This window comes from Pseudomonas sp. B21-032 (assembly GCF_024748965.1).
Lineage (GTDB): Bacteria > Pseudomonadota > Gammaproteobacteria > Pseudomonadales > Pseudomonadaceae > Aquipseudomonas.
This window is the reverse complement of the sequence record NZ_CP087180.1, coordinates 329,503-349,019: the sequence shown is the minus strand read 5'-3', so window position 1 is coordinate 349,019 and position 19,517 is coordinate 329,503. Positions and strand designations below refer to the sequence as shown.

Here is a 19,517-nt window from a genome sequence, read left to right as displayed (position 1 = left end):
TCGCAATTCCCGGAGCTGTCATGACTGACCCATTACTCATCCCCTGCCCCCACTGCAACGGCCTCAACCGCATCCCCGGCGAGCGTCTTGGCGACAGCCCTAAATGCGGCCGCTGCAAGAACCCGGTGCTGCTGAGCACGCCGTTCGATCTGCAACAGGGCGATTACGCCAGCCAGATCAAGGGCGACCTGCCGTTGCTGATCGATGTCTGGGCCGACTGGTGCGGGCCGTGCAAGTCGTTTGCGCCGATCTTTGCCCAGGCCGCCGCTCAGCTGAGCGGGCGCTGCCGCCTGGCCAAACTGGACAGCGAGGCCAACCAGCAACTGGCCGGGCAATTGGCGATTCGCTCGATCCCCAGCCTGATCCTGTTCAAAAACGGCCGGGAAGTGGCGCGCCAGAGCGGTGCATTCCCACTCCAGCAACTGCTGGAGTGGCTGCGCAGCCAGGGCGTCTAGGCGTTTTCTTCGAGCAAAGCGTGCAGCTCGACAAACTGCTGGGTCAGCTTGTGCCGAGGCTCCAGGTGAATCAGCGGCAGGCTGGCCTGGTGTGATTCGCGCATCTTCACCGAGCTGTTGAGGTACACCGGCAGCACCGGCAGGCCCTCGGCGATCAACTCGTCGAGCATCTGCTGGGGCAGGCTGGCGCGGGCCTGGAACTGGTTGACGACGATGCCTTCGACCTGCAGCTCTTCGTTGTGATCGTCCTTGAGTTCTTCGATCTCGGCCAGCAGGCCATACAGGGCCTGGCGAGAGAAGCTGTCGCAATCGAAGGGGATCAGCAGACGATCGGCAGCGATCAGCGCCGAAACCGCATAAAAATTCAGCGCTGGCGGAGTGTCCAGGTAGATCCGGTCATAGTCCTCGTCCAGCTCATCGAGCAGTTTGCGCAGCTTGTTGATCTTGTGCTTGGCCTCAAGCTTGGGCTGCAGGTCGGCAAGCTCGGCGGTGGCGGTCACCACATGCAGGTTGTCGAAGGGCGTTTCGTAGATATCGACCTTGTTCTTCTTGGCAAACGGCCCGGACGACAGGGTCTGCTTGAAGAAGTCGGCAATGCCCATGGGAATGTCCTCGCCGGTCAGCCCGGTGAGGTACTGGGTCGAATTGGCCTGGGCATCCAGGTCGATCAGCAGGGTCCGATAGCCTTCATTGGCACTCACCGCTGCCAGGTTGCAGGCAATGCTCGACTTGCCAACGCCACCTTTCTGATTGAATACCACGCGCCGCATGGAAAGACCTCCGTGTGTCTGGGGATGAGCGAGTATGTGCGGCCAATGACGGCTTGACCAGCCGCCAATGGCTCAAGTTTTCGGCGATCCGACCGAATAAACAACACCGCCATTGGTCGGGAAACCTCGGATCGGTCCGACGAATCATAAGGACCGCTGTCTGTTGCAGACGACAATCCGTACAACCAATATTTGCTACACACCAACTCCACCGGGATAATGCGCGCCACTCGGCGATTGCGCCACACCCCTGTCAGGTCGTTGTTCCGAGTCACTCCCTCGGCAAGGAAGTCCCTCAGGGCGGGAAGTACAGCTAAGTGATCACATTCAATATCAGCCAGTGGCGCGCGTGGGCGCCAGGCCTGCAGACGGCTGCCGATTGGCAGGCCTGGAGCCAGGCACAGCACTGCCCGGCAGTGGCTGAACAGGCACCGGATGTGTCGTTTTTGCCGGCCATGCAGCGCCGGCGCCTGAGCCGACTGGCGCGCATGGCCTTTGCCGTGGGCTGGCCATTGGCCGAAGGAATGCAGGATTTGCCGCTGGTGTTCGTCTCCCGGCATGGCGAAACCCCACGCACCTTCGAGATACTCAGCGACCTGGCCAACGAGCAGCCGCTGTCGCCAACCCAGTTCAGCCTGTCGGTACACAACGCGGTGATCGGCCTGTGGTCGATCATGCGTGGCGAAACCAGCGAAATGACCGCCCTGGCCGCTGCCGGTGACGGTTTCGAACACGGCGTGATGGAAGCCGCCTGCCTGCTGCGCGAAGGCGCCCCGGCAGTGCTGCTGATAATCACTGAAGAACAGCCGCCCGCGGCCTACGGCCCGTGGATCGATGACGTGCCGTTTGCCTACGCCCTGGGCCTGCTGCTGACGCCTGGCGACGACTGGCAACTGACCCTTGGCGATAACAGCGCGGGCGCGGCTGCGAGCGAACCCCATGCCCTGAGCTGGTTGCGTTGCCTGCTCAAGGGCGAAAGCACCTATACCCACACCTGGAAGAGTCGCACATGGAACTGGCAACGCAAGCCATAAGCAGACCGCGCGACGCCTATTACTGGCGCCTGCTCGCCACCGCCGTCAGCTTCCTGCTGTTCGGTGTCGGCGGCCTGTGCCTGCGCCTGCTGGTGTTCCCGCTGCTGGCCTGCCTGCCCGGCGACGGCGTACGCCATCGCCAGCGCGCGCGGCACACCATCAGCTGGCTGTTCTGGCGTTTCATTCGTTTCATGGCCGCCAGCGGCGTGCTCACCTATGAGGTCAAGGGCGCGGAAAAACTCGGCCGCCCGGGGCAGATGATCATTGCCAACCACCCGTCGCTGATCGACGTGGTGTTCCTCATCGGCCTGGTGCGCCAGGCCAACTGCGTGGTCAAGCAGAGCCTCTGGCACAACCCCTGCACCCGCGGCCCGGTGCGTTCGGCCGAATACATCAGCAACGACGGCAGCATGGACATGCTCGACAGCGCCGTCGGCGCCCTACAAGGCGGCCAGACCCTGATCATCTTCCCCGAAGGCACGCGCACCCAGCCGGGCCAACCGCCGGCCTTCCATCGCGGCGCAGCGGCCATCGCCCTGCGCGGTGCGCAGATCATTACCCCGGTAACCATCAAGGTCACCCCCAGCACCCTGACCAAGGCCGAACCCTGGTACCGCATACCCCAGCGCCGGGTGCATTTCAGCCTGCAGGTCGGTGCCGACATCGACCCGCAGGCCTTCGCCGCACAAGGCCCCGCCCCGCAGGCCTCGCGCAAACTCAACGACTATTTGCATCAGCACTTCACCAAGGAGCTCGCCGAAGATGAGCGATCCACAGAACACCCTTAACCACGACATCAAGCTGTTGATCATCGACGCCCTGGGCCTTGAAGACATCAGCGCCCAGGACATCGGTGACCAGCAGACCCTGTTCGGCGAAGGCCTGGGCCTGGATTCGGTGGACGCCCTCGAACTCGGCCTGGCGATCCAGAAGAAGTACGGCATCAAAATCGACGCCGACGCCAAGGACACCCGTAACCATTTCACCAGCGTGGCCAGCCTTGCGGCTTTCGTCACCGCCAAACAGGCAGCCTGAGACAGCACCATGCAAACCCGCGAAGACATCTTCAACACCCTGCGCGATGCCCTGGTCGAACTGTTCGAACTGGACCCGGCCGGCATCAGCCTGGAATCGAACCTGTATCAGGACCTGGAAATCGACAGCATCGACGCGGTCGACCTGATCGATCACATCAAGCGCCAGACCGGCAAAAAAATCGCCGCCGACGAGTTCAAGGCCGTGCGTACGGTCAATGACGTGGTCGAGGCGGTCTACCGCCTGGTCAACAACGCGGCATGAAACGCCTGATCGGCCTCGGCCTGCTGCTGGCCGGTCTGCTGTACCCCTTTGCGGTGCATTTTGGCATGGCCCACTTTGCCCCCTGGCAGTTCGGCCTGTTGCTCGGCGGCCTGTGGCTGGCGCGCGCCTTGAGCGAACCGCGGCGCCCCGGCGGGCACTGGATGGCCGTGGCGGCGATTGCCTTCTGCGCGTTGCTGGCGCTGTTCAACAGCCCGCAGCTGCTGCGTTGGTACCCGGTGTTGATCAGCGCGTTCATGCTTGGCCTGTTCGGCCTGAGCCTGAAATTCGGCCCGCCGGTGGCCGAGCGCCTGGCGCGCCTGCGCGAGCCGCAACTGCCCGAGGTGGCGATCCACTACACACGCCAGGTGACCAAGGTCTGGAGCCTGTTCTTCCTGGCCAACGGCCTGGTCGCCGCCGCCCTGACCCTGTGGGCGCCGCTGAGCTGGTGGACCCTGTACAACGGGCTGATCGCCTACGGGCTGATGGGCCTGCTGTTTGCCATTGAATGGCTGATAAGACAACGCGTGCGAGGACGCTCATGAAATGGATTGCTCTTGAGCAACTGCTGCACCCGAGCGACGCGCCGCGCCCGGTAACCTTCGCCCCGGCGCTGGACCACGCGGGCCTGCGCCAGCAAGCCCTGCAACTGGCCGCTGGCCTTGAGCGCCGTGGTGTGAAGCGCATTGCCGTGCACCTGGAAGACGCCGCCGAGCTGGCCGTGGCCCTGCTCGGCGCCTGGCGCGCCGGCGTACAGGTGCTGCTGCCGGCCGACCTGCAAGTCCAGACCCGCCAGCGCTGGCAAGGCGAAGTCGAGCTGTGGCTGAGCGACCAGGCGCAAGACACTGCGCTGGATGCACTGCTGGAAACGCCCCTGGCCGCTGCCCAACTGGACCTGGACGCTTGCCTGCTGAGCCTGTGCACCTCCGGCTCCAGCGGCGAACCCAAGCGCATCGACAAGAGCCTGCGCCAGCTGGCCAACGAAGTGCAGGCCCTGGAACAGCTATGGGGCACAGAGCTGGGCGCTGCGTGCATCATCGGCAGCGTCGCCGCCCAGCACATCTACGGCCTGCTGTTTCGCGTGCTCTGGCCGCTGTGTGCCGGGCGCCCGTTCGTGCGTCGCCAGTTGCCCTTCCCCGAAGACCTGCAGCGCGCCAGCCGCGAGCACCCGGCCTTTGCCTGGGTGGCCAGCCCGGCGCTGCTCAAGCGCATGGGCGACAACCTCGACTGGCCCGCGTTAAGCGCGGTACGCCGGGTGTTTTCCTCCGGCGGCGAGCTGCCGGCCAGCGCCGCCCAGGCCTTGCACCAGCGCCTGCAGCAATGGCCGAGCGAAATTCTCGGCAGCTCGGAAACCGGCGGCATTGCCTGGCGCCAGGGCGACAGCCTGTGGCAACCCTTTGCCGAGGTGCGCCTGAGCCAAAATGAACAGGGTGCGCTGCGTATCGAATCGACCTATTTGCCACCCGGCCATATCGAGCAAAGCGCCGATGCCGTCGAGTTCACCGCTGACGGGCGCTTCCGCCTGCTGGGGCGCCTGGACCGGATCGTCAAACTGGAAGAAAAACGCATCTCCCTACCAATGCTCGAACAGGCCCTGGTCGCCCACGATTGGGTCGAGGAAGCGCGCCTGGCGGTGATCCAGGAAAACCGCGCCAGCCTCGGCGCCCTGCTGGTGCTCAGCGCCGCAGGCCTGCACGCCCTGCGCAATCAGGGCCGACGCGCACTCACCGAAGGCCTGCGCCAGCACCTCAGCCAGCACTGCGAAGCCCTGGCCCTGCCCCGACGCTGGCGGCTGCTGCGGCAACTGCCCTTCAACGCCCAGGGCAAACTGCCCCAGGCCGAGCTCGAAGCCCTGCTGCTGGCTCCACGGCCCAAAGGCCCGGAAGTGCTGAGCCAGGCCGAGGTCAATGGCGAACTGCAGGTGCAACTGGCGGTGTCGGCAGACCTTGCCTATTTCAACGGCCACTTCCCGCAGACGCCGGTACTGCCGGGGGTAGTCCAGGTCGACTGGGCGCTGGCGCTCGGGCAACAACTGCTCGACCGGCCACGCCAGTTCGCCGGCATGGAAGTGCTGAAGTTCCAGCAACTGGTGCGCCCCGGCGACCCGCTGCAACTGACCCTGCGCTTCGATGCCGAGCGCGGCAAGCTCTACTTTGCCTACAGCAATGCCGGGGCAGCCTGCTCCAGCGGCCGCATCGTGCTGGAGGCCATCGGTGAATAAACCCTGCGCGGTGATCCCGGTGTACAACCACGAACTGGCGGTGCCAGCGGTAGTTGCCGACCTGCTCGCAGCCGGCCTGCCTTGCGTACTGGTCGACGACGCCAGCAGCCCGGCCTGCGCCGCCGTGCTGCGCCAGCTGGCCGAACAGCAGCAGGTTTATCTGGTGACATTGCAGGTCAACCAGGGCAAGGGCGGCGCGGTCATGGCCGGCCTGCGCGAAGCGGCACGCCTGGGCTTCAGCCATGCCCTGCAAGTGGATGCCGACGGCCAGCACGACCTGGCCGATGTCAGCCGCTTTCTGCAGCAGTCGCAGGCTTATCCACAGGCACTGATTTGCGGTTATCCACAGTACGACGCCAGTGTGCCCAAGGGCCGTCTGTACGCGCGCTACCTGACTCACGTGTGGGTGTGGATCAACAGCCTGTCGCTGCAGATTCCCGATTCGATGTGCGGCTTTCGCGTCTACCCGCTGCCGCCAACCCTGGCGCTGATCGACGCGGTCAAGCTCGGCAAACGCATGGACTTCGACCCGGAGATCCTCGTGCGCCTGGCCTGGCGCAACCAGCCGATGCGCTGGCTGCCGACCAAGGTGCATTACCCGGCCGATGGCCTCTCGCACTTTCGTCTGTTCCACGACAACGCACTGATCTCGAAGATGCACACCAAGCTGTTCTTCGGCATGTTGCTGCGTGCCCCGGCGATCCTCTGGCGGCGGTGGCAGGCATGAGCAACGGCGAACAACACTGGGCCGACCACCAGGAGCGCGGCAGCTTCTGGCTGATGAAGCTGACCGCCTTCGGTATCAAACTGCTCGGCCGACGCCTGCTCAGCCCGGTGCTGTATGGCATCGTCCTGTACTTCTTCGTGTTTGGCCGCCGCGCCCGGCAGAGCATCTGGCAATACCAGCAGCGCCTGGCCGACTGGAGCGGGCAAGCCGGCCTGCGCCCCAGCCAGCGGCGGGTGTTCGGCCAGTTCATGGCCTTTGCCGAGGCCCTGCTGGACAAGCTCGACGTGTGGAACGGCAAGCTGCGCCTGGAGCAGATCGAAATCGTCGACCCGGCACAATTGCGCACTCAACTGCGCGCCGAGCGCGGGCAGATGCTGGTCGGCGCGCACCTGGGCAACCTTGAAGTCTGCCGCGCCCTGGCCGAGCTCGGCGAGCAAGTGACCATGAACGTGCTGGTGCACACCAAGCACGCCGAACGCTTCAATCGCCTGCTCGGTGAATCGGGGGCGAGCAACCTGCGCCTGATCCAGGTCAGCGAGCTGGACCCGGCGATCATGCTGCAACTGAGCCAGCGCCTGGACCGCGGTGAATGGCTGGCGATTGCCGGTGACCGCGTGCCACTGCATGGCGCGCGCACGGTCGAGACGGATTTTCTCGGCCACCGCGCCGCCTTCCCGCAAGGCCCGTGGTTACTGGCCGGGCTGCTCAAGTGCCGACTCAACCTGTTCTTCTGCCTCAAGCAGCAAGGCCGCTACCAGGTGATTCTCGAACCCTTCGCCGAGGCCATCGAATGGCGCCGCAACCAGCGCGATCAGGTGATCGCCGACTGGGCCGGGCGCTATGCCGAGCGCCTGGGCCACTATTGCCTGCAAGCGCCGCAGCAATGGTTCAATTTCTACCCTTTCTGGAAGACCGATGACGATGCATCCGCATAAGCCCGTGACCTTCGGCGCGTTGCCGCTGGCAATCGAAGACGTCCTCGCCCTGGCCAATCGCCAGACCGAAACCCGCCTGCAGGACGACGCCGAGTACCGCGCGCGGATTGCCCGTGGCGCGCAGTTCCTCGACTCGCTGCTGGACAAGGAAGGGGTGATCTACGGCGTGACCACCGGCTACGGCGATTCGTGCGTGGTGGCGGTGCCGCTGGAGCATGTTGAAGCGCTGCCCAAGCACCTGTACACCTTCCACGGCTGTGGCCTCGGCCAATTGCTCGATGCACCGGCCACCCGCGCGGTGCTGGCCGCCCGCTTGCAGTCGCTGTGCCATGGCGTGTCCGGGGTGCGCGTCGACCTGCTGGAGCGCCTGCAGGCGTTTCTTGCCCACGACATCCTGCCGCTGATTCCCCAGGAAGGCTCGGTGGGCGCCAGCGGCGACCTGACGCCGCTGTCCTACGTGGCCGCCACCCTGTCGGGCGAGCGCGAAGTCCTGTACCGGGGCGAGCGCCGCAGCGCCGCCGACGTCCATCGTGAACTGGGCTGGCAGCCGCTGGTGCTGCGGCCCAAGGAAGCCCTGGCGCTGATGAACGGCACCGCGGTGATGACCGGCCTGGCCTGCCTGGCCTTCGCCCGCGCCGATTACCTGCTCAAGCTGGCCACGCGCATCACCGCGCTGAACGTGGTCGCCCTGCAAGGCAACCCGGAGCACTTCGACGAGCGCCTGTTCGCCGCCAAGCCCCACCCGGGGCAAATGCAGGTGGCCGCCTGGTTGCGCCAGGATCTGGCCATCGACGCACCGACCGCGCCGCTGCACCGCCTGCAGGACCGCTACTCGCTGCGCTGCGCACCGCATGTGCTCGGTGTGCTAGCCGACAGCCTGGGCTGGCTGCGCGGTTTTATCGAGACCGAACTGAACAGCGCCAACGACAACCCGATCATCGACGCCGAAGCCGAACGCGTGCTGCACGGCGGGCATTTTTACGGCGGCCATATCGCCTTCGCCATGGACAGCCTGAAGAACCTGGTGGCCAATGTCGCCGACCTGCTCGACCGCCAGCTCGCGCTGCTGGTCGACAGCCGCTACAACCATGGCCTGCCGAGCAACCTGTCGGGCGCCAGCGCCGAGCGGGCGATGCTCAACCACGGCTTCAAGGCCGTGCAGATCGGCGCCAGCGCCTGGACCGCCGAAGCCCTGAAAAACACCATGCCGGCCAGCGTATTCTCGCGCTCCACCGAGTGCCACAACCAGGACAAAGTGAGCATGGGCACCATCGCCGCCCGCGATGCCCTGCGCACGCTCGAACTGACCGAACAGGTTGCCGCCGCGACCTTGCTGGCGGCCAACCAGGGTGTCTGGCTGCGCGGCCGCGAAGCCGACGCCCGCGACCTGCCGCCAGCACTGGCCCAGATGCACGCCGCGCTGCTCGAAGACTTCGCCCCGGTCATCGAAGACCGTGCCCTGGAAGGCGACCTGCGCCTGTGCCTGAGCCGAATTGCCGAACAACACTGGAGGCTGCATGCGTAGTCAGGGAGTGTTGCACGTCGATAGCGAAGTGCTGGTGCCGTTCTTCGATGTCGACAGCATGCTGGTGGTCTGGCACGGCCACTACGTCAAATACCTCGAGGTGGCGCGCTGCGCGCTGCTCGACAGGCTCGAACACAACTACCTGCAGATGCAGGCCTCCGGCTTCGCCTGGCCGGTGATCGACCTGCAGTTGCGCTATGTCCGCGGCGCCACCTTCGGCCAGCGCCTGAACGTACGCGCCAGCCTGGTGGAGTGGGAGAACCGCCTGAAGATCAACTACCTGATCAGCGATGCCGTCACTGGCGCACGCATGACCCGCGCCAGCTCGGTGCAGGTCGCGGTCGAGATCGCCAGCGGCGAGATGCAACTGGCCTCGCCGCAGGTGATGATCGACGCTGTGAACAAGGTGCTGCCATGAAGACGCTGTTGCGTGGCCTGCTGTGCCTCGGCCTGCTGGCCAGCTGCACCCTGGCCCACGCCTTTGGCCTCGATGACCTGAGCAAGCAACTGGGCGAACCTGCGGTCATCAAGGGCCCGTTCATCCAGGAAAAGCACCTGCGCGCCCTGCCACAGCCATTGGTCAGCAAAGGCCAGTTCGTGCTCGCCCGTGACCATGGCCTGCTGTGGCTGCTGCAAACGCCGCTCAAGCAGGACTACCGCCTCAACGCCCAGGGTATCGCCCGCCGCGACCCGTCCGGTTGGCAGATGCTGCCGGGCAAGAGCGCCGGCGCCGAGCAGAACCGCCTGTTCTTCGCCGTGCTGCAAGGCGACAGCAGCGGCCTGCAGCGTGACTTCGAGCTGAGCCTGCAAGGCGATGCCCAGCACTGGCAACTGCGCCTGACCCCGCGCTCGCTGCTGCTCAAGCAGGTGTTCAGCCAGATCGATATCGAGGGCGGGCGCTACGTCGCACGCATCCGGTTGCTGGAAACCCAGGGCGACAGCACGGTGCTGCGCATGCCATCGAGCAGCAGCGCCAGCCTGACCGACACGGAGCGCCGCGATTTTGCCGAGTGAGCGCCTGTTGCCACGGCTGTTTTTGCTGTTGCTGATCGTTGTGCTGGCCCTCGCCGGCTGGCAATGGCACCGCGCCGCGCCGTTGTCTGCCGACCTGATGACGCTGGTGCCCGGCGCCACCCAGGACCCGCTGGTGCAACGCGCCGAACAGCGCATGCAGGAGCCGCTGAACCGCGAGATGCTGGTGCTGGTCGGCCATCCCCAGCGTGACCAGGCCATCGCCCTGGCCCAGCGCCTGGCCGGGCAATGGCAGGCCAGCGGCCTGTTCGAGAAGGTCCAGTGGAGCCTGCAAACTGACCTGCAGGCATTGCGCGAGCAGTTGCTGCAAGGGCGCCTGGCCATGCTCTCGCGCGCCGACCGCAGCAGCCTGGTCGATAACCCGCAAGGCTTTATCGAGCAGCGCGTGCAGAGCCTCTACGATCCCTTTGCCGGCTTCAGCCTGGTGCCCAGCCAGGACGACTGGCTGGGCCTGACCGGGCGCATCCAGAACAGCCAGCCACGCCCTGCTGCGGTACAACTGGACACCGCCAGCGGCGCGCTGCTGGCCGAGGCCGACGGCCAGCACTGGGTGCTGCTGCGCGCGCGCACCCTGGGCAATGCGTTCGACCTGCAACTGCCGCTGCAGGTCGCCGACCTGCTCGCCGTCAGCCGGGTTGAAGCCGGGCAGCGCGGCGCCCGCCTGCTGGCCGCCAGCGGCTTGCTGTATGCCGCCAACGGCCAGCGCCAGGCCAGCCAGGAAATCACCTGGGTTGGCGGCGGCGCCACGGTCGGCATCCTCTTGCTGTTGCTGCTGGCGTTCCGGCGCCTGCGGGTGTTGCTGGCGTTCATGCCGGTGCTGGTCGGCATGCTGTTCGGTGCGGTGGCCTGCGTGGCGCTGTTCGGCCAGATGCACGTGATGACCCTGGTGCTCGGCTCAAGCCTGATCGGTGTCGCCGTCGACTACCCGCTGCACTACCTGTCCAAGAGCTGGAGCCTGCGCCCCTGGCATGCCTGGCCGGCCTTGCGGCTGACCTTGCCGGGCCTGAGCCTGAGCCTGGCCACCAGTTGCATCGGCTACCTGGCCCTGGCCTTCACGCCGTTCCCGGCCCTGACCCAGATCGCCGTGTTTTCCGCCGCCGGCCTGGTCGGCGCCTACCTCAGCGCCGTGTGCCTGCTGCCGGCATTGCTCAAGGGTATCGAGCTGCAGCCGGCGCAATGGCCGCTGCGCATTGCCCAATGGTTGGTGGACCTGCGTCTGAAGCTACTGAACAAGGTGCCAAGCCCGGTGTTGCTCGGCCTGCTGATCCTGTTTTGCGCGGCGGGCCTGTGGCAGCTGGACAGCCGCAACGACATCCGCCAGTGGGTCGGCAGCCCGCCGCAACTGCTCGAAGAAGCCCAGGCCGTGGCACGCATCACCGGTTACCAGCCCACCAGCCAGTTCTACCTGGTTCGCGGCGCCGACCAGACGCAGTTGCTGGGTCGCCTGCAAGCGCTGAGCACGCGGCTCGATGAACTGGTCGAAACCGACAAGCTCAAGGGCTACATGGCCCTCAGCCAACTGGTCGCCAGCCCTGCCGAGCAGCAACAGGTACGCGATGCACTGGGCAGCCTGCCACTGCAGCCGCTGCTGGCCCTGGGCGTACCGCAAAGCGCGTTACAGGCGGAACTGGCAAAAGTGCAGGCCTTGCCTACCCTCGACATCGATCACGCCCTCAGCGGCCCGCTGGGCGAGCCCTGGCGCACCCTGTGGCTGGGCGCCGATGGCCAGGGCGTGGCCGCCATCGTCAGCCTCCAGGGCTTGAACGATCCGGCATTGCTGCGCCTGCAAGCCGACGACCTCGACGGCGTGCAACTGGTCGACCGCCTCGGTGACCTCAATCGGGTGTTTGCCGCCACCCAGGTCAGCGCCGCCGAGCTCAAGCTGTTGTCGTGCGCGCTGATCGTGGTGTTGCTGATCCTGCCGTTCGGCCTCGGCGGTGCCCTGCGCATCGTCGCCCTGCCGCTACTCGCCGCGTTGTGCAGCCTGGCCTGCCTGGGCTGGCTGGGCCAGCCGCTGACCCTGTTCAGCCTGTTCGGCCTGCTGCTGGTGACCGCCATCAGCGTCGACTACGCGATCCTCATGCATGAGCAGATCGGCGGCGCCGCCGTCAGCCTGCTCGGCACCCTGCTGGCGGCGACCACCACCTGGCTGTCGTTCGGCCTGCTGGCGGTGTCGAGCACCCCGGCGGTGAGCAACTTTGGCCTGGCGGTGAGCCTCGGCCTGGCCTTCAGTTTTGTCCTGGCGCCCTGGGCTGCCACCGGCCAAAAGGAACAGGCGGCATGAGTATCGTGTTGTTCTGGGTCCTGGCCCTGGCACTGTTCTGGCTCGCCAGTAAGCTGGGCCGGCGCCTGGGGCTGATCCCGATTGTCAGCCAGTTGTTGCTGGCGACCCTCGGCCTGCCGCTGCTGATGCTGTTCTGGGTCGAGCCGCACTGGCAGCTCAGTGGCGCCGCACTGGTGGCGCCGTCCTGGCTGAAAACCCTGTATGGCCTGAGTTTCGCCCTGCTGCTGGGGCATATTCTGGCTGACGTGGTGGAGCTGAAGTTCGACCGCCAGAGCCTGAAGATCGCCCTGCCGAGCTTCTTCGTGCCCTTTGCCTGTGGCCTGGCCTGCGGCGCCTTGCTGCTGCCGACGCAGCCCTGGCTGACCACCCTGGCGCTTGGGCTGGTGTTCGCCATCACCGCCATTCCGGTGCTCTACCTGTACCTGCGCAACATCGACTATCCGCCCGCGGCAACCCAGCGCCTGATGCAGTCGGCGATCCTCATCGACCTGACCTGCTGGCTGTTGTTTGGCCTGGGCAAGGGTAGCCTCGACCCCGTGAGCCTGCTGCTGCCCGTGCTGGGCGCCTGCCTGCCGCTGCCACTCTACGCCCTTGGCCTGCGCCGGCCGTGGGTCTACAGCCTGGGCTTTTTCGCCCTGCTGTTCGTTGCCGAGCACTACCGCCTCAATGCGTTGATCTTCGGTATCGGCTACCTGTGCTGCCTGGCCTGGCTCAAGCTGCCACTGCACATGCCGCTGTCGGCGCTGTGGATAAAACGCCTGCAGAACGGCATTGCGATCCCGCTGATCATGACCTTCGGCATCATCCAGATCGATATCCACAAAGTGCTGCAGGGCTTCGATACCATCCAGTTGAGTGCCTTGCTGCTGTTACCGATCGTCAGCAAGCTGCTCGGCAACTGGCTGGGCCTGTGCTGGGCGACGCCGTCGTTCGCCGGCGCGAGCAAATGGCGGGAAAGCCTGCTGCTCAATATTCGCGGCTTGAGCGAGATCGTCTTTCTCAACCTGCTGCTGCAACAACAGCTGATCAGCCCGGCGCTGTACTTCGCGCTGATGCTGATGAGCCTGGTCGCCACGCTGATGCCCGCGCTGGCCGGCCTGCACCGGATTCCATTGAAGACTGCCCAACCGGCAAGGAGGCCTTATGCCGAACACTGAACTGCAACAACGGCAGGTATTGATCATCGGCGCCGGCCCGTCCGGCGCCATCGCCGGGGCCTTGCTCAAGCGCAACGGCCACGACGTGCTGATCATCGAGCGCCAGCGCTTCCCGCGCTTTTCCATCGGCGAGAGCCTGCTGTCGCACTGCATCGACTTCGTCGAGGAAGCCGGCATGCTCCCGGCCCTCGAAGCGGCAGGCTTCCAGCGCAAGAACGGCGCGGCCTTCGCCTGGGGCGAGGAATACAGCGCGTTTGATTTTGGCGACACCTTCAGCAACGGCAAGCCAAGCACCTTCCAGGTCCAGCGCGCCCAGTTCGACCAGTTGCTGGCCGACCAGGCCGCTGCCCAGGGCGTGGAAATCCGCTACGAAGAAGAGATCATCGCCGCCGACTTCGAGCGTGCCCGCCCGCAGCTGCGCGTGCGCCGCCTGGATGGCAGCGAGTACCGCGTCGAAGCTGAGTTTGTCCTCGATGCCAGCGGTTATGGCCGCGTCCTGCCGCGCCTGCTGGACCTCGAAGCGCCGTCGAGCTTTCCGGTGCGCCAGGCGGTGTTCACCCACATCGAAGACCGCATCGACCACCCGGCGTTCGACCGCGAAAAGATCCTCATCACCACCCACCCGCAGCACCGCGATATCTGGTTCTGGACCATTCCCTTCAGCAACGGCCGCTGCTCCCTGGGCGTGGTCGCCGCCGCCGAGCACTTTGCCGCCGCGCCGGCTGACCTGGATGCCTGCCTGAAAGACTTCGTCGCCCAGACCCCAAGCCTGGCCAAGGTGCTGGCCAACGCCGTGTGGGACACTCCGGCGCGGACCATCGGCGGCTACTCGGCCAACGTCAAGACCCTGCACGGCCCGGGCTTTGCCCTGCTCGGCAACGCCGCCGAATTCCTTGACCCAGTGTTCTCCTCCGGGGTAACCATCGCCATGCGCTCGGCGAGCATGGCCGCAGGCGTGCTGCACCGCCAGCTGCAAGGTGAAAACGTCGACTGGCAGAGCGAGTTCGCCGAGCCGCTCAAGCGCGGCGTCGATACCTTCCGCGCCTATGTCGAAGGCTGGTACAACGGCAGCTTCCAGGACGTCATCTACCACCCGGCCAGCTCGCCGGAAATCCGCGCGATGATCAGCTCGATCCTCGCCGGTTATGCCTGGGACCCGCGCAACCCGTTCGTGGCCGAGCCCAAGCGGCGCCTGCGCATGCTCGCCGAAGTCTGTGCAAGGACGGCAGCATGAGCCAACAACCCTTCCTCAGCGACAGCTACGTCGAGGAAACCCGCTTCGGCTTCTGGTTCCTGCGTAGCCATACCTGGCAGCACCACGTGCTGCGGGTGGCGATCAACGACCTGCGCCGGCTGTTCGACGCGCCGCTGCCGCAAGCACCGGTGCTGCTCGATACCGGCTGCGGCCAGGGCAAGTCGTTCCAGTACCTGCAGCAGGTGTTCAGCCCCGGCCAGTTGCTGGGCACCGACGCCGACCCGCACAGTCTCGAACTGAGCCAGGCCGAGGCCCGGCGCCTGGGCCTGGAGGTCGAGCTGCGCGGCAGTGACTGCGCGGCCTTGCAGTTTGCCGACAACAGCGTCGACATGCTCTTTTGCCACCAGACCTTCCACCACCTGGTCGAGCAGGAAAAGGCCCTGGCCGAGTTCTACCGGGTGCTCAAGCCCGGCGGCTACCTGCTGTTCGCCGAGTCCACCGAAGCCTATATCGACACCTGGGTGATCCGCTGGCTGTTCCGTCACCCCATGCATGTACAGAAAAGCGCCGAACAGTACCTGCAGATGCTGCGCGACCAGGGCTTCGAATTCGGCGCGCAGAATGTCTCTTACCCGTACCTGTGGTGGAGCCGTTCCAGCGACTTCGGCCTGCTCGAACGCTTCGGCCTGCGCAAGCCGCCGCCCGTCGGCCAGCGCGAAGAAACCCTGGTCAACGTGGTGGCGCGCAAACCCTTGAACCCCACCGAGCCGAGTGCATGAAACGCCTGTTGCTGATCCTCGCCTTTGCCCTGCTGAGCGCCTGCGCCAGCCGGGTGCCGCTGCCCACGCAAATGCCGGCGCTGACGCTGCCGATGCAGCTGCATATTCAGCGCCAACAGGCGGGGCAAAGCCAGGACTGGCTGCTGGTGATCCAGCGCGAAGACGCCAGCCTGCGCTGGTCGTTGCTGGACTTGCTGGGCATTCCGCAAGCACGGCAGTTGCTCAACGACGGCCAGTGGCACGCCGATGGCCTGCTGCCACCCAACCCGGGTGCCCGTGAACTGTTCGCCGCCCTGCTGTTCGCCATGACCCCGGCCGAGCAGGTGCAAACGCTCTACCCCGGCGCCCGCCAGCAAGGCCAGCAACGCTGGCTGGGTGAGCGCTGGCATGTCGACTACCGACAAGCCGACGACTTCACCTTGAACCTGGGCCAGGGCCTGCGTTATCTAGTCAGCCCACTGCCCAGCGAGAACACGCCATGACCGCTTACCTCAATGCCCTGGGCCTGGTCTGCGCCCTGGGGCGCGGCCAGGCCGAAGTTGCCCGCAAACTGTTTGCCGGCGACTGCTCGGGCATGCGCGTGGAGGAGGGCTGGGTAGCGCAGCGCAGCCTGCCGGTAGCAGCCGTGCACGGCGAACTGCCCGAGCTGCCTGCCGGCCTGCAGGCCCACCACAGCCGCAACAACCAGTTGCTGCTGGAGGCCTGCCTGCAGATCAGCTCAGCGATCGAAGCGGCCATCGCCCGCTTTGGCCGCCCGCGCATCGGTATCGTCCTGGGCACCAGCACCTCGGGCATCAAGGAGGCCAGCGAGGGCATCGCCCACTACCTGCGCGAGCAACAATTTTCGCCCAGCTACGACTATGCCCAGCAGGAGCTCAGCGCCCCGGCCAATTTCCTTGCCGACTGGCTGCAACTGAGCGGCCCGGCCTATGTGATTTCCACCGCCTGCACTTCCAGCGCCCGGGCCTTGATGAGCGCCCGGCGCCTGCTCGACCTGGGGCTGTGCGATGCGGTGATCTGCGGCGGTGTCGACAGCCTGTGCAAGCTGACCCTCAACGGCTTCAGCGCCCTCGAGGCGGTGAGCGCCGAGCGCTGCAACCCGTTCTCGGTCAACCGCAATGGCATCAACATCGGCGAAGCGGCGGTACTGTTCCTGATGACTCGCGATGCCAACCACGAAGGCCCCGGCATTGCCCTGCTCGGTGCCGGTGCCAGCTCCGATGCGCACCATATCTCGGCGCCAGAGCCCGGCGGCAAGGGCGCCTTGCAGGCCATGCGCAAGGCGCTGGACAATGCCTGCCTGCAACCACAAGACATCGACTACCTGAACCTGCACGGCACCGCCACCCGGCACAACGACGCCATGGAAAGCCTGGCCGTGCATGAACTGTTTGGCAGCCAGCTGGCCTGCTCGTCGAGCAAGCCGATGACCGGCCACACCCTGGGCGCCGCCGGTGCACTGGAAGCGGCGTTCTGCTGGCTGAGCCTGGCCGCCGGCAATACCGAAGGGCGCCTGCCGCCGCATGTCTGGGATGGCGTCGATGACCCGCAGTTGCCAGCCCTGAACCTGGCCGATGCCAGCCAGCGCCTGCCGGCCAGCGGCCCGCGACGCCTGATGAGCAACTCGTTCGCCTTCGGTGGCAACAATGTCAGCCTGATTCTCGGAGACACCCCATGATCACCTGGCCACTGGCCGAACTGCTGCCGCACGCCGGCGACATGATCCTTATCGATCAGGTCGAGTCGTTCGATGAAGAGCAGATCCATACCCACCTGACCGTGCGCCCCGGCGGCCTGTTCAACCGCGCCGACGGCAGCCTGCCGGCCTGGGTCGGCATCGAGCTGATGGCCCAGAGCGTGGCCGCCTATGCCGGTTGCCGCGCGCGCCAGCAAGGCCAGCCGGTGGAGCTGGGCTTTTTGCTCGGCACGCGTAAATTCGAATGCAATGTCGAACATTTCCCTGCCGGTGCCCACTTGCGCATCCATGCCCTGCGCTCGCTCGAAGACGACAACGGCATGGGCGTGTTCGAGTGTCACCTGCGCGGCCCGGGCATCCATGCCATGGCCCGTTTGAACGTTTTTCGCCCGCCGCAGGTGGCCAGCTACCTGGCCGAAGCGGGCCCTGAGGAGTCCCCCCATGACTGACACCATCCTGGTCACCGGTTCCAGCCGTGGCATTGGCCGGGCCATTGCCCTGCGCCTGGCGCACGCCGGTTTCGACCTGGTCCTGCATTGCCGAAACGGGCGCAGTGAAGCCGACGCCGTTGCCGCAGAAGTCCGGGGCCTGGGCCAGCAAGCCCGCGTGCTGCAGTTCGACGTCGCCGACCGCGCCGCCTGCGCGGCCATCCTCACTGATGACGTAGAAACCCACGGCGCCTACTACGGTGTGGTCTGCAACGCCGGCCTGACCCGCGACGGCGCCTTCCCGGCGCTGACCGAAGACGACTGGGACCAGGTGCTGCGCACCAACCTCGACGGTTTCTACAACGTCCTGCACCCGCTGATGATGCCGATGATCCGCCGGCGCAAAGCCGGGCGTATCGTCTGCATCACCTCGGTGTCGGGCATGATCGGCAACCGTGGCCAGGTCAACTACAGCGCCTCCAAGGCCGGCGTCATCGGCGCCGCCAAGGCCCTGGCAATCGAGCTGGGCAAGCGCAAGATCACCGTCAACTGCGTTGCCCCGGGGTTGATCGATACCGCCATGCTCGACGAGCACGTACCGGTTGAAGAGCTGCTGAAGATGATCCCGGCACAACGCATGGGCACCCCGGAAGAAGTCGCCGGCGCGGTGAACTTCCTGATGTCGGCCGAAGCCGCCTACATCACCCGTCAGGTGCTGGCGGTCAACGGAGGCCTGTGCTGATGAAACGTGTGGTCGTCACCGGCATGGCCGGTATCACCTCGCTGGGCAGCGACTGGCAGACCATTGCCGGCAACTTCGCCAGCAACCGCAGCGGCATTCGCCGCATGGATGAATGGGACCGTTTCGAGGAGCTCAATACGCGCCTGGCCGGCCCCATCGACGATTTCAAGGTACCGAGCGGCTGGACCCGCAAGCAGCTGCGCAGCATGGGTCGGGTCTCGCGCCTGGCCGTGGCGGCAGCGCAGAACGCCCTGCGCGACGCCGGCCTGCTCGACGACCCGTCGATCCGCGACGGGCGCATGGGTGTGGCCTGCGGCTCGTCCACCGGCAGTACCGACGAGATCAAGGCGTTCGGCAACATGCTGCTCAACTCGGTGGCCGAAGGCCTCAACGCCAACTCCTACGTGCGCATGATGCCGCACACCACCGCAGCCAATATCAGTATCTTCTTCGGCCTCACCGGGCGCCTGATCCCGACCTCCAGCGCCTGCACCAGCGGTAGCCAGGGCATCGGCTATGCCTACGAAGCGATCAAGTTCGGCCGCCTGCCGCTGATGCTCGCCGGCGGCGCCGAAGAGCTGTGCCCGACCGAGGCGATGGTCTTCGACGCGCTGTACGCCACCAGCCTCAAGAACGACACCCCGCACAAGAGCCCGAGCCCCTACGACAGCGGTCGCGATGGCCTGGTGATCGGCGAAGGCGGCGGCATGCTGGTGCTCGAAGAGCTCGAGCACGCCCTGGCCCGGGGCGCGCACATTTATGCCGAGATCGTCGGCTTTGGCAGCAACGCCGACGGCCAGCACACCACCCGCCCGGAGCAGGCGACCATGCGCCGGGCCATGGAGCTTGCGCTGGAAGACGCAAACCTCACGCCGGCTGCCATTGGCTACGTCAACGGCCACGGCACCGCCACCGAGCAGGGCGACATCGCCGAAACCCTGGCCACCAGCAGCCTGTTCGGCCCGCGCATGCCGATCAGCTCGCAAAAAAGCTTCCTCGGCCACACCCTCGGTGCTTGCGGCGCGCTGGAGTCCTGGTTCAGCATCGAGATGATGAACAGCGACCGCTATGTGCACACCCTCAACCTTGAGCACATCGACCCGCGCTGCGGCGAGCTGGACTACCTGTGCGGCGAGTTTCGCAGCATGAGTCACGACTACGTGATGAACAACAACTTCGCCTTTGGCGGGGTCAACACCTCGCTGATTTTCCGCCGCTGGACCTGACCTCAAACCTGCTGG

At 65.9% G+C, this 19,517-nt stretch carries 22 protein-coding genes; 21 read left to right on the top strand and 1 reads right to left on the bottom strand.

The features are described 5' to 3' along the window. Nucleotides 1–20: 20 nt before the first annotated feature. Nucleotides 21–455 carry a thioredoxin TrxC gene (trxC, locus tag LOY54_RS01565; protein WP_258608951.1) on the top strand — a complete coding sequence of 145 codons (435 nt, stop codon included), beginning with the start codon at nt 21–23 and terminating at the stop codon, nt 453–455. Here trxC and LOY54_RS01560 read toward each other — a convergent pair. After that, on the bottom strand, nt 452–1,225 hold the full coding sequence (locus LOY54_RS01560; RefSeq protein ID WP_258608949.1) for a ParA family protein: 774 nt from the start codon (nt 1,223–1,225) through the stop codon (nt 452–454). The two genes, trxC and LOY54_RS01560, sit on opposite strands and share 4 nt — an antisense overlap. Nucleotides 1,226–1,542: 317 nt before the next feature. Between LOY54_RS01560 and LOY54_RS01555 the strand changes: the two genes are divergently transcribed. From LOY54_RS01555 to LOY54_RS01460, 20 genes are read left to right on the top strand one after another with little or no spacing between them, the layout of a single operon-like run. Continuing rightward, nucleotides 1,543–2,259 (top strand): beta-ketoacyl synthase chain length factor, encoded by a 717-nt coding sequence (locus tag LOY54_RS01555; protein WP_045193924.1) that lies wholly within the window; start codon nt 1,543–1,545, stop codon nt 2,257–2,259. Continuing rightward, entirely contained in the window at nt 2,235–3,047 is an 813-nt protein-coding gene (locus tag LOY54_RS01550) for a 1-acyl-sn-glycerol-3-phosphate acyltransferase (RefSeq protein ID WP_045193925.1), read from the top strand. The genes LOY54_RS01555 and LOY54_RS01550 overlap by 25 nt, the downstream gene beginning before the upstream one ends. Beyond that, complete coding sequence (locus LOY54_RS01545; protein ID WP_258608947.1) at nt 3,022–3,294, top strand: phosphopantetheine-binding protein; 273 nt, start codon at nt 3,022–3,024, stop codon at nt 3,292–3,294. The genes LOY54_RS01550 and LOY54_RS01545 overlap by 26 nt, the downstream gene beginning before the upstream one ends. A gap of 9 nt (nt 3,295–3,303) precedes the next feature. After that, nucleotides 3,304–3,558 carry an acyl carrier protein gene (locus tag LOY54_RS01540; protein WP_258608945.1) on the top strand — a complete coding sequence of 85 codons (255 nt, stop codon included), beginning with the start codon at nt 3,304–3,306 and terminating at the stop codon, nt 3,556–3,558. Next, a complete protein-coding gene (locus LOY54_RS01535; protein WP_195885482.1) occupies nt 3,555–4,100 on the top strand; it encodes a hypothetical protein in 546 nt (181 codons plus the stop codon). Before LOY54_RS01540 ends, LOY54_RS01535 begins: the two co-directional genes overlap by 4 nt. Continuing rightward, entirely contained in the window at nt 4,097–5,776 is a 1,680-nt protein-coding gene (locus LOY54_RS01530; protein ID WP_258608943.1) for an acyl-CoA synthetase family protein, read from the top strand. Before LOY54_RS01535 ends, LOY54_RS01530 begins: the two co-directional genes overlap by 4 nt. Beyond that, nucleotides 5,769–6,503, top strand: coding sequence for a glycosyltransferase family 2 protein (locus tag LOY54_RS01525; RefSeq protein WP_045193929.1), 735 nt, complete (start codon nt 5,769–5,771; stop codon nt 6,501–6,503). The genes LOY54_RS01530 and LOY54_RS01525 overlap by 8 nt, the downstream gene beginning before the upstream one ends. Then, nucleotides 6,500–7,438, top strand: coding sequence for a glycosyl transferase (locus LOY54_RS01520; RefSeq protein WP_195885480.1), 939 nt, complete (start codon nt 6,500–6,502; stop codon nt 7,436–7,438). Before LOY54_RS01525 ends, LOY54_RS01520 begins: the two co-directional genes overlap by 4 nt. Continuing rightward, entirely contained in the window at nt 7,419–8,963 is a 1,545-nt protein-coding gene (gene hutH, locus LOY54_RS01515; protein WP_258608934.1) for a histidine ammonia-lyase, read from the top strand. Before LOY54_RS01520 ends, hutH begins: the two co-directional genes overlap by 20 nt. After that, nucleotides 8,956–9,381 (top strand): thioesterase family protein, encoded by a 426-nt coding sequence (locus LOY54_RS01510; RefSeq protein ID WP_045193932.1) that lies wholly within the window; start codon nt 8,956–8,958, stop codon nt 9,379–9,381. The genes hutH and LOY54_RS01510 overlap by 8 nt, the downstream gene beginning before the upstream one ends. Continuing rightward, nucleotides 9,378–9,977, top strand: coding sequence for an outer membrane lipoprotein carrier protein LolA (locus tag LOY54_RS01505; RefSeq protein ID WP_258608932.1), 600 nt, complete (start codon nt 9,378–9,380; stop codon nt 9,975–9,977). Before LOY54_RS01510 ends, LOY54_RS01505 begins: the two co-directional genes overlap by 4 nt. After that, nucleotides 9,967–12,279 (top strand): MMPL family transporter, encoded by a 2,313-nt coding sequence (locus tag LOY54_RS01500; RefSeq protein ID WP_258608930.1) that lies wholly within the window; start codon nt 9,967–9,969, stop codon nt 12,277–12,279. The genes LOY54_RS01505 and LOY54_RS01500 overlap by 11 nt, the downstream gene beginning before the upstream one ends. Next, on the top strand, nt 12,276–13,436 hold the full coding sequence (locus tag LOY54_RS01495) for a sodium:proton antiporter (RefSeq protein ID WP_258608928.1): 1,161 nt from the start codon (nt 12,276–12,278) through the stop codon (nt 13,434–13,436). Before LOY54_RS01500 ends, LOY54_RS01495 begins: the two co-directional genes overlap by 4 nt. Next, nucleotides 13,423–14,670, top strand: coding sequence for an NAD(P)/FAD-dependent oxidoreductase (locus tag LOY54_RS01490; RefSeq protein WP_045193936.1), 1,248 nt, complete (start codon nt 13,423–13,425; stop codon nt 14,668–14,670). Before LOY54_RS01495 ends, LOY54_RS01490 begins: the two co-directional genes overlap by 14 nt. After that, nucleotides 14,667–15,410, top strand: coding sequence for a class I SAM-dependent methyltransferase (locus tag LOY54_RS01485; protein ID WP_258608927.1), 744 nt, complete (start codon nt 14,667–14,669; stop codon nt 15,408–15,410). The genes LOY54_RS01490 and LOY54_RS01485 overlap by 4 nt, the downstream gene beginning before the upstream one ends. Continuing rightward, a complete protein-coding gene (locus LOY54_RS01480; RefSeq protein ID WP_258608926.1) occupies nt 15,407–15,892 on the top strand; it encodes a hypothetical protein in 486 nt (161 codons plus the stop codon). The genes LOY54_RS01485 and LOY54_RS01480 overlap by 4 nt, the downstream gene beginning before the upstream one ends. Beyond that, nucleotides 15,889–17,088 (top strand): beta-ketoacyl-[acyl-carrier-protein] synthase family protein, encoded by a 1,200-nt coding sequence (locus LOY54_RS01475; RefSeq protein ID WP_258608924.1) that lies wholly within the window; start codon nt 15,889–15,891, stop codon nt 17,086–17,088. Before LOY54_RS01480 ends, LOY54_RS01475 begins: the two co-directional genes overlap by 4 nt. Continuing rightward, nucleotides 17,085–17,555 carry a hotdog family protein gene (locus LOY54_RS01470; protein ID WP_093377133.1) on the top strand — a complete coding sequence of 157 codons (471 nt, stop codon included), beginning with the start codon at nt 17,085–17,087 and terminating at the stop codon, nt 17,553–17,555. Before LOY54_RS01475 ends, LOY54_RS01470 begins: the two co-directional genes overlap by 4 nt. After that, nucleotides 17,548–18,276: a 3-oxoacyl-ACP reductase FabG gene (fabG, locus tag LOY54_RS01465; RefSeq protein WP_045193941.1), complete on the top strand. Its 729-nt coding sequence runs from the start codon at nt 17,548–17,550 to the stop codon at nt 18,274–18,276. Before LOY54_RS01470 ends, fabG begins: the two co-directional genes overlap by 8 nt. After that, nucleotides 18,276–19,502, top strand: coding sequence for a beta-ketoacyl-ACP synthase (locus LOY54_RS01460; protein ID WP_093377139.1), 1,227 nt, complete (start codon nt 18,276–18,278; stop codon nt 19,500–19,502). The genes fabG and LOY54_RS01460 overlap by 1 nt, the downstream gene beginning before the upstream one ends. The last annotated feature ends 15 nt before the right edge of the window (nt 19,503–19,517 follow it).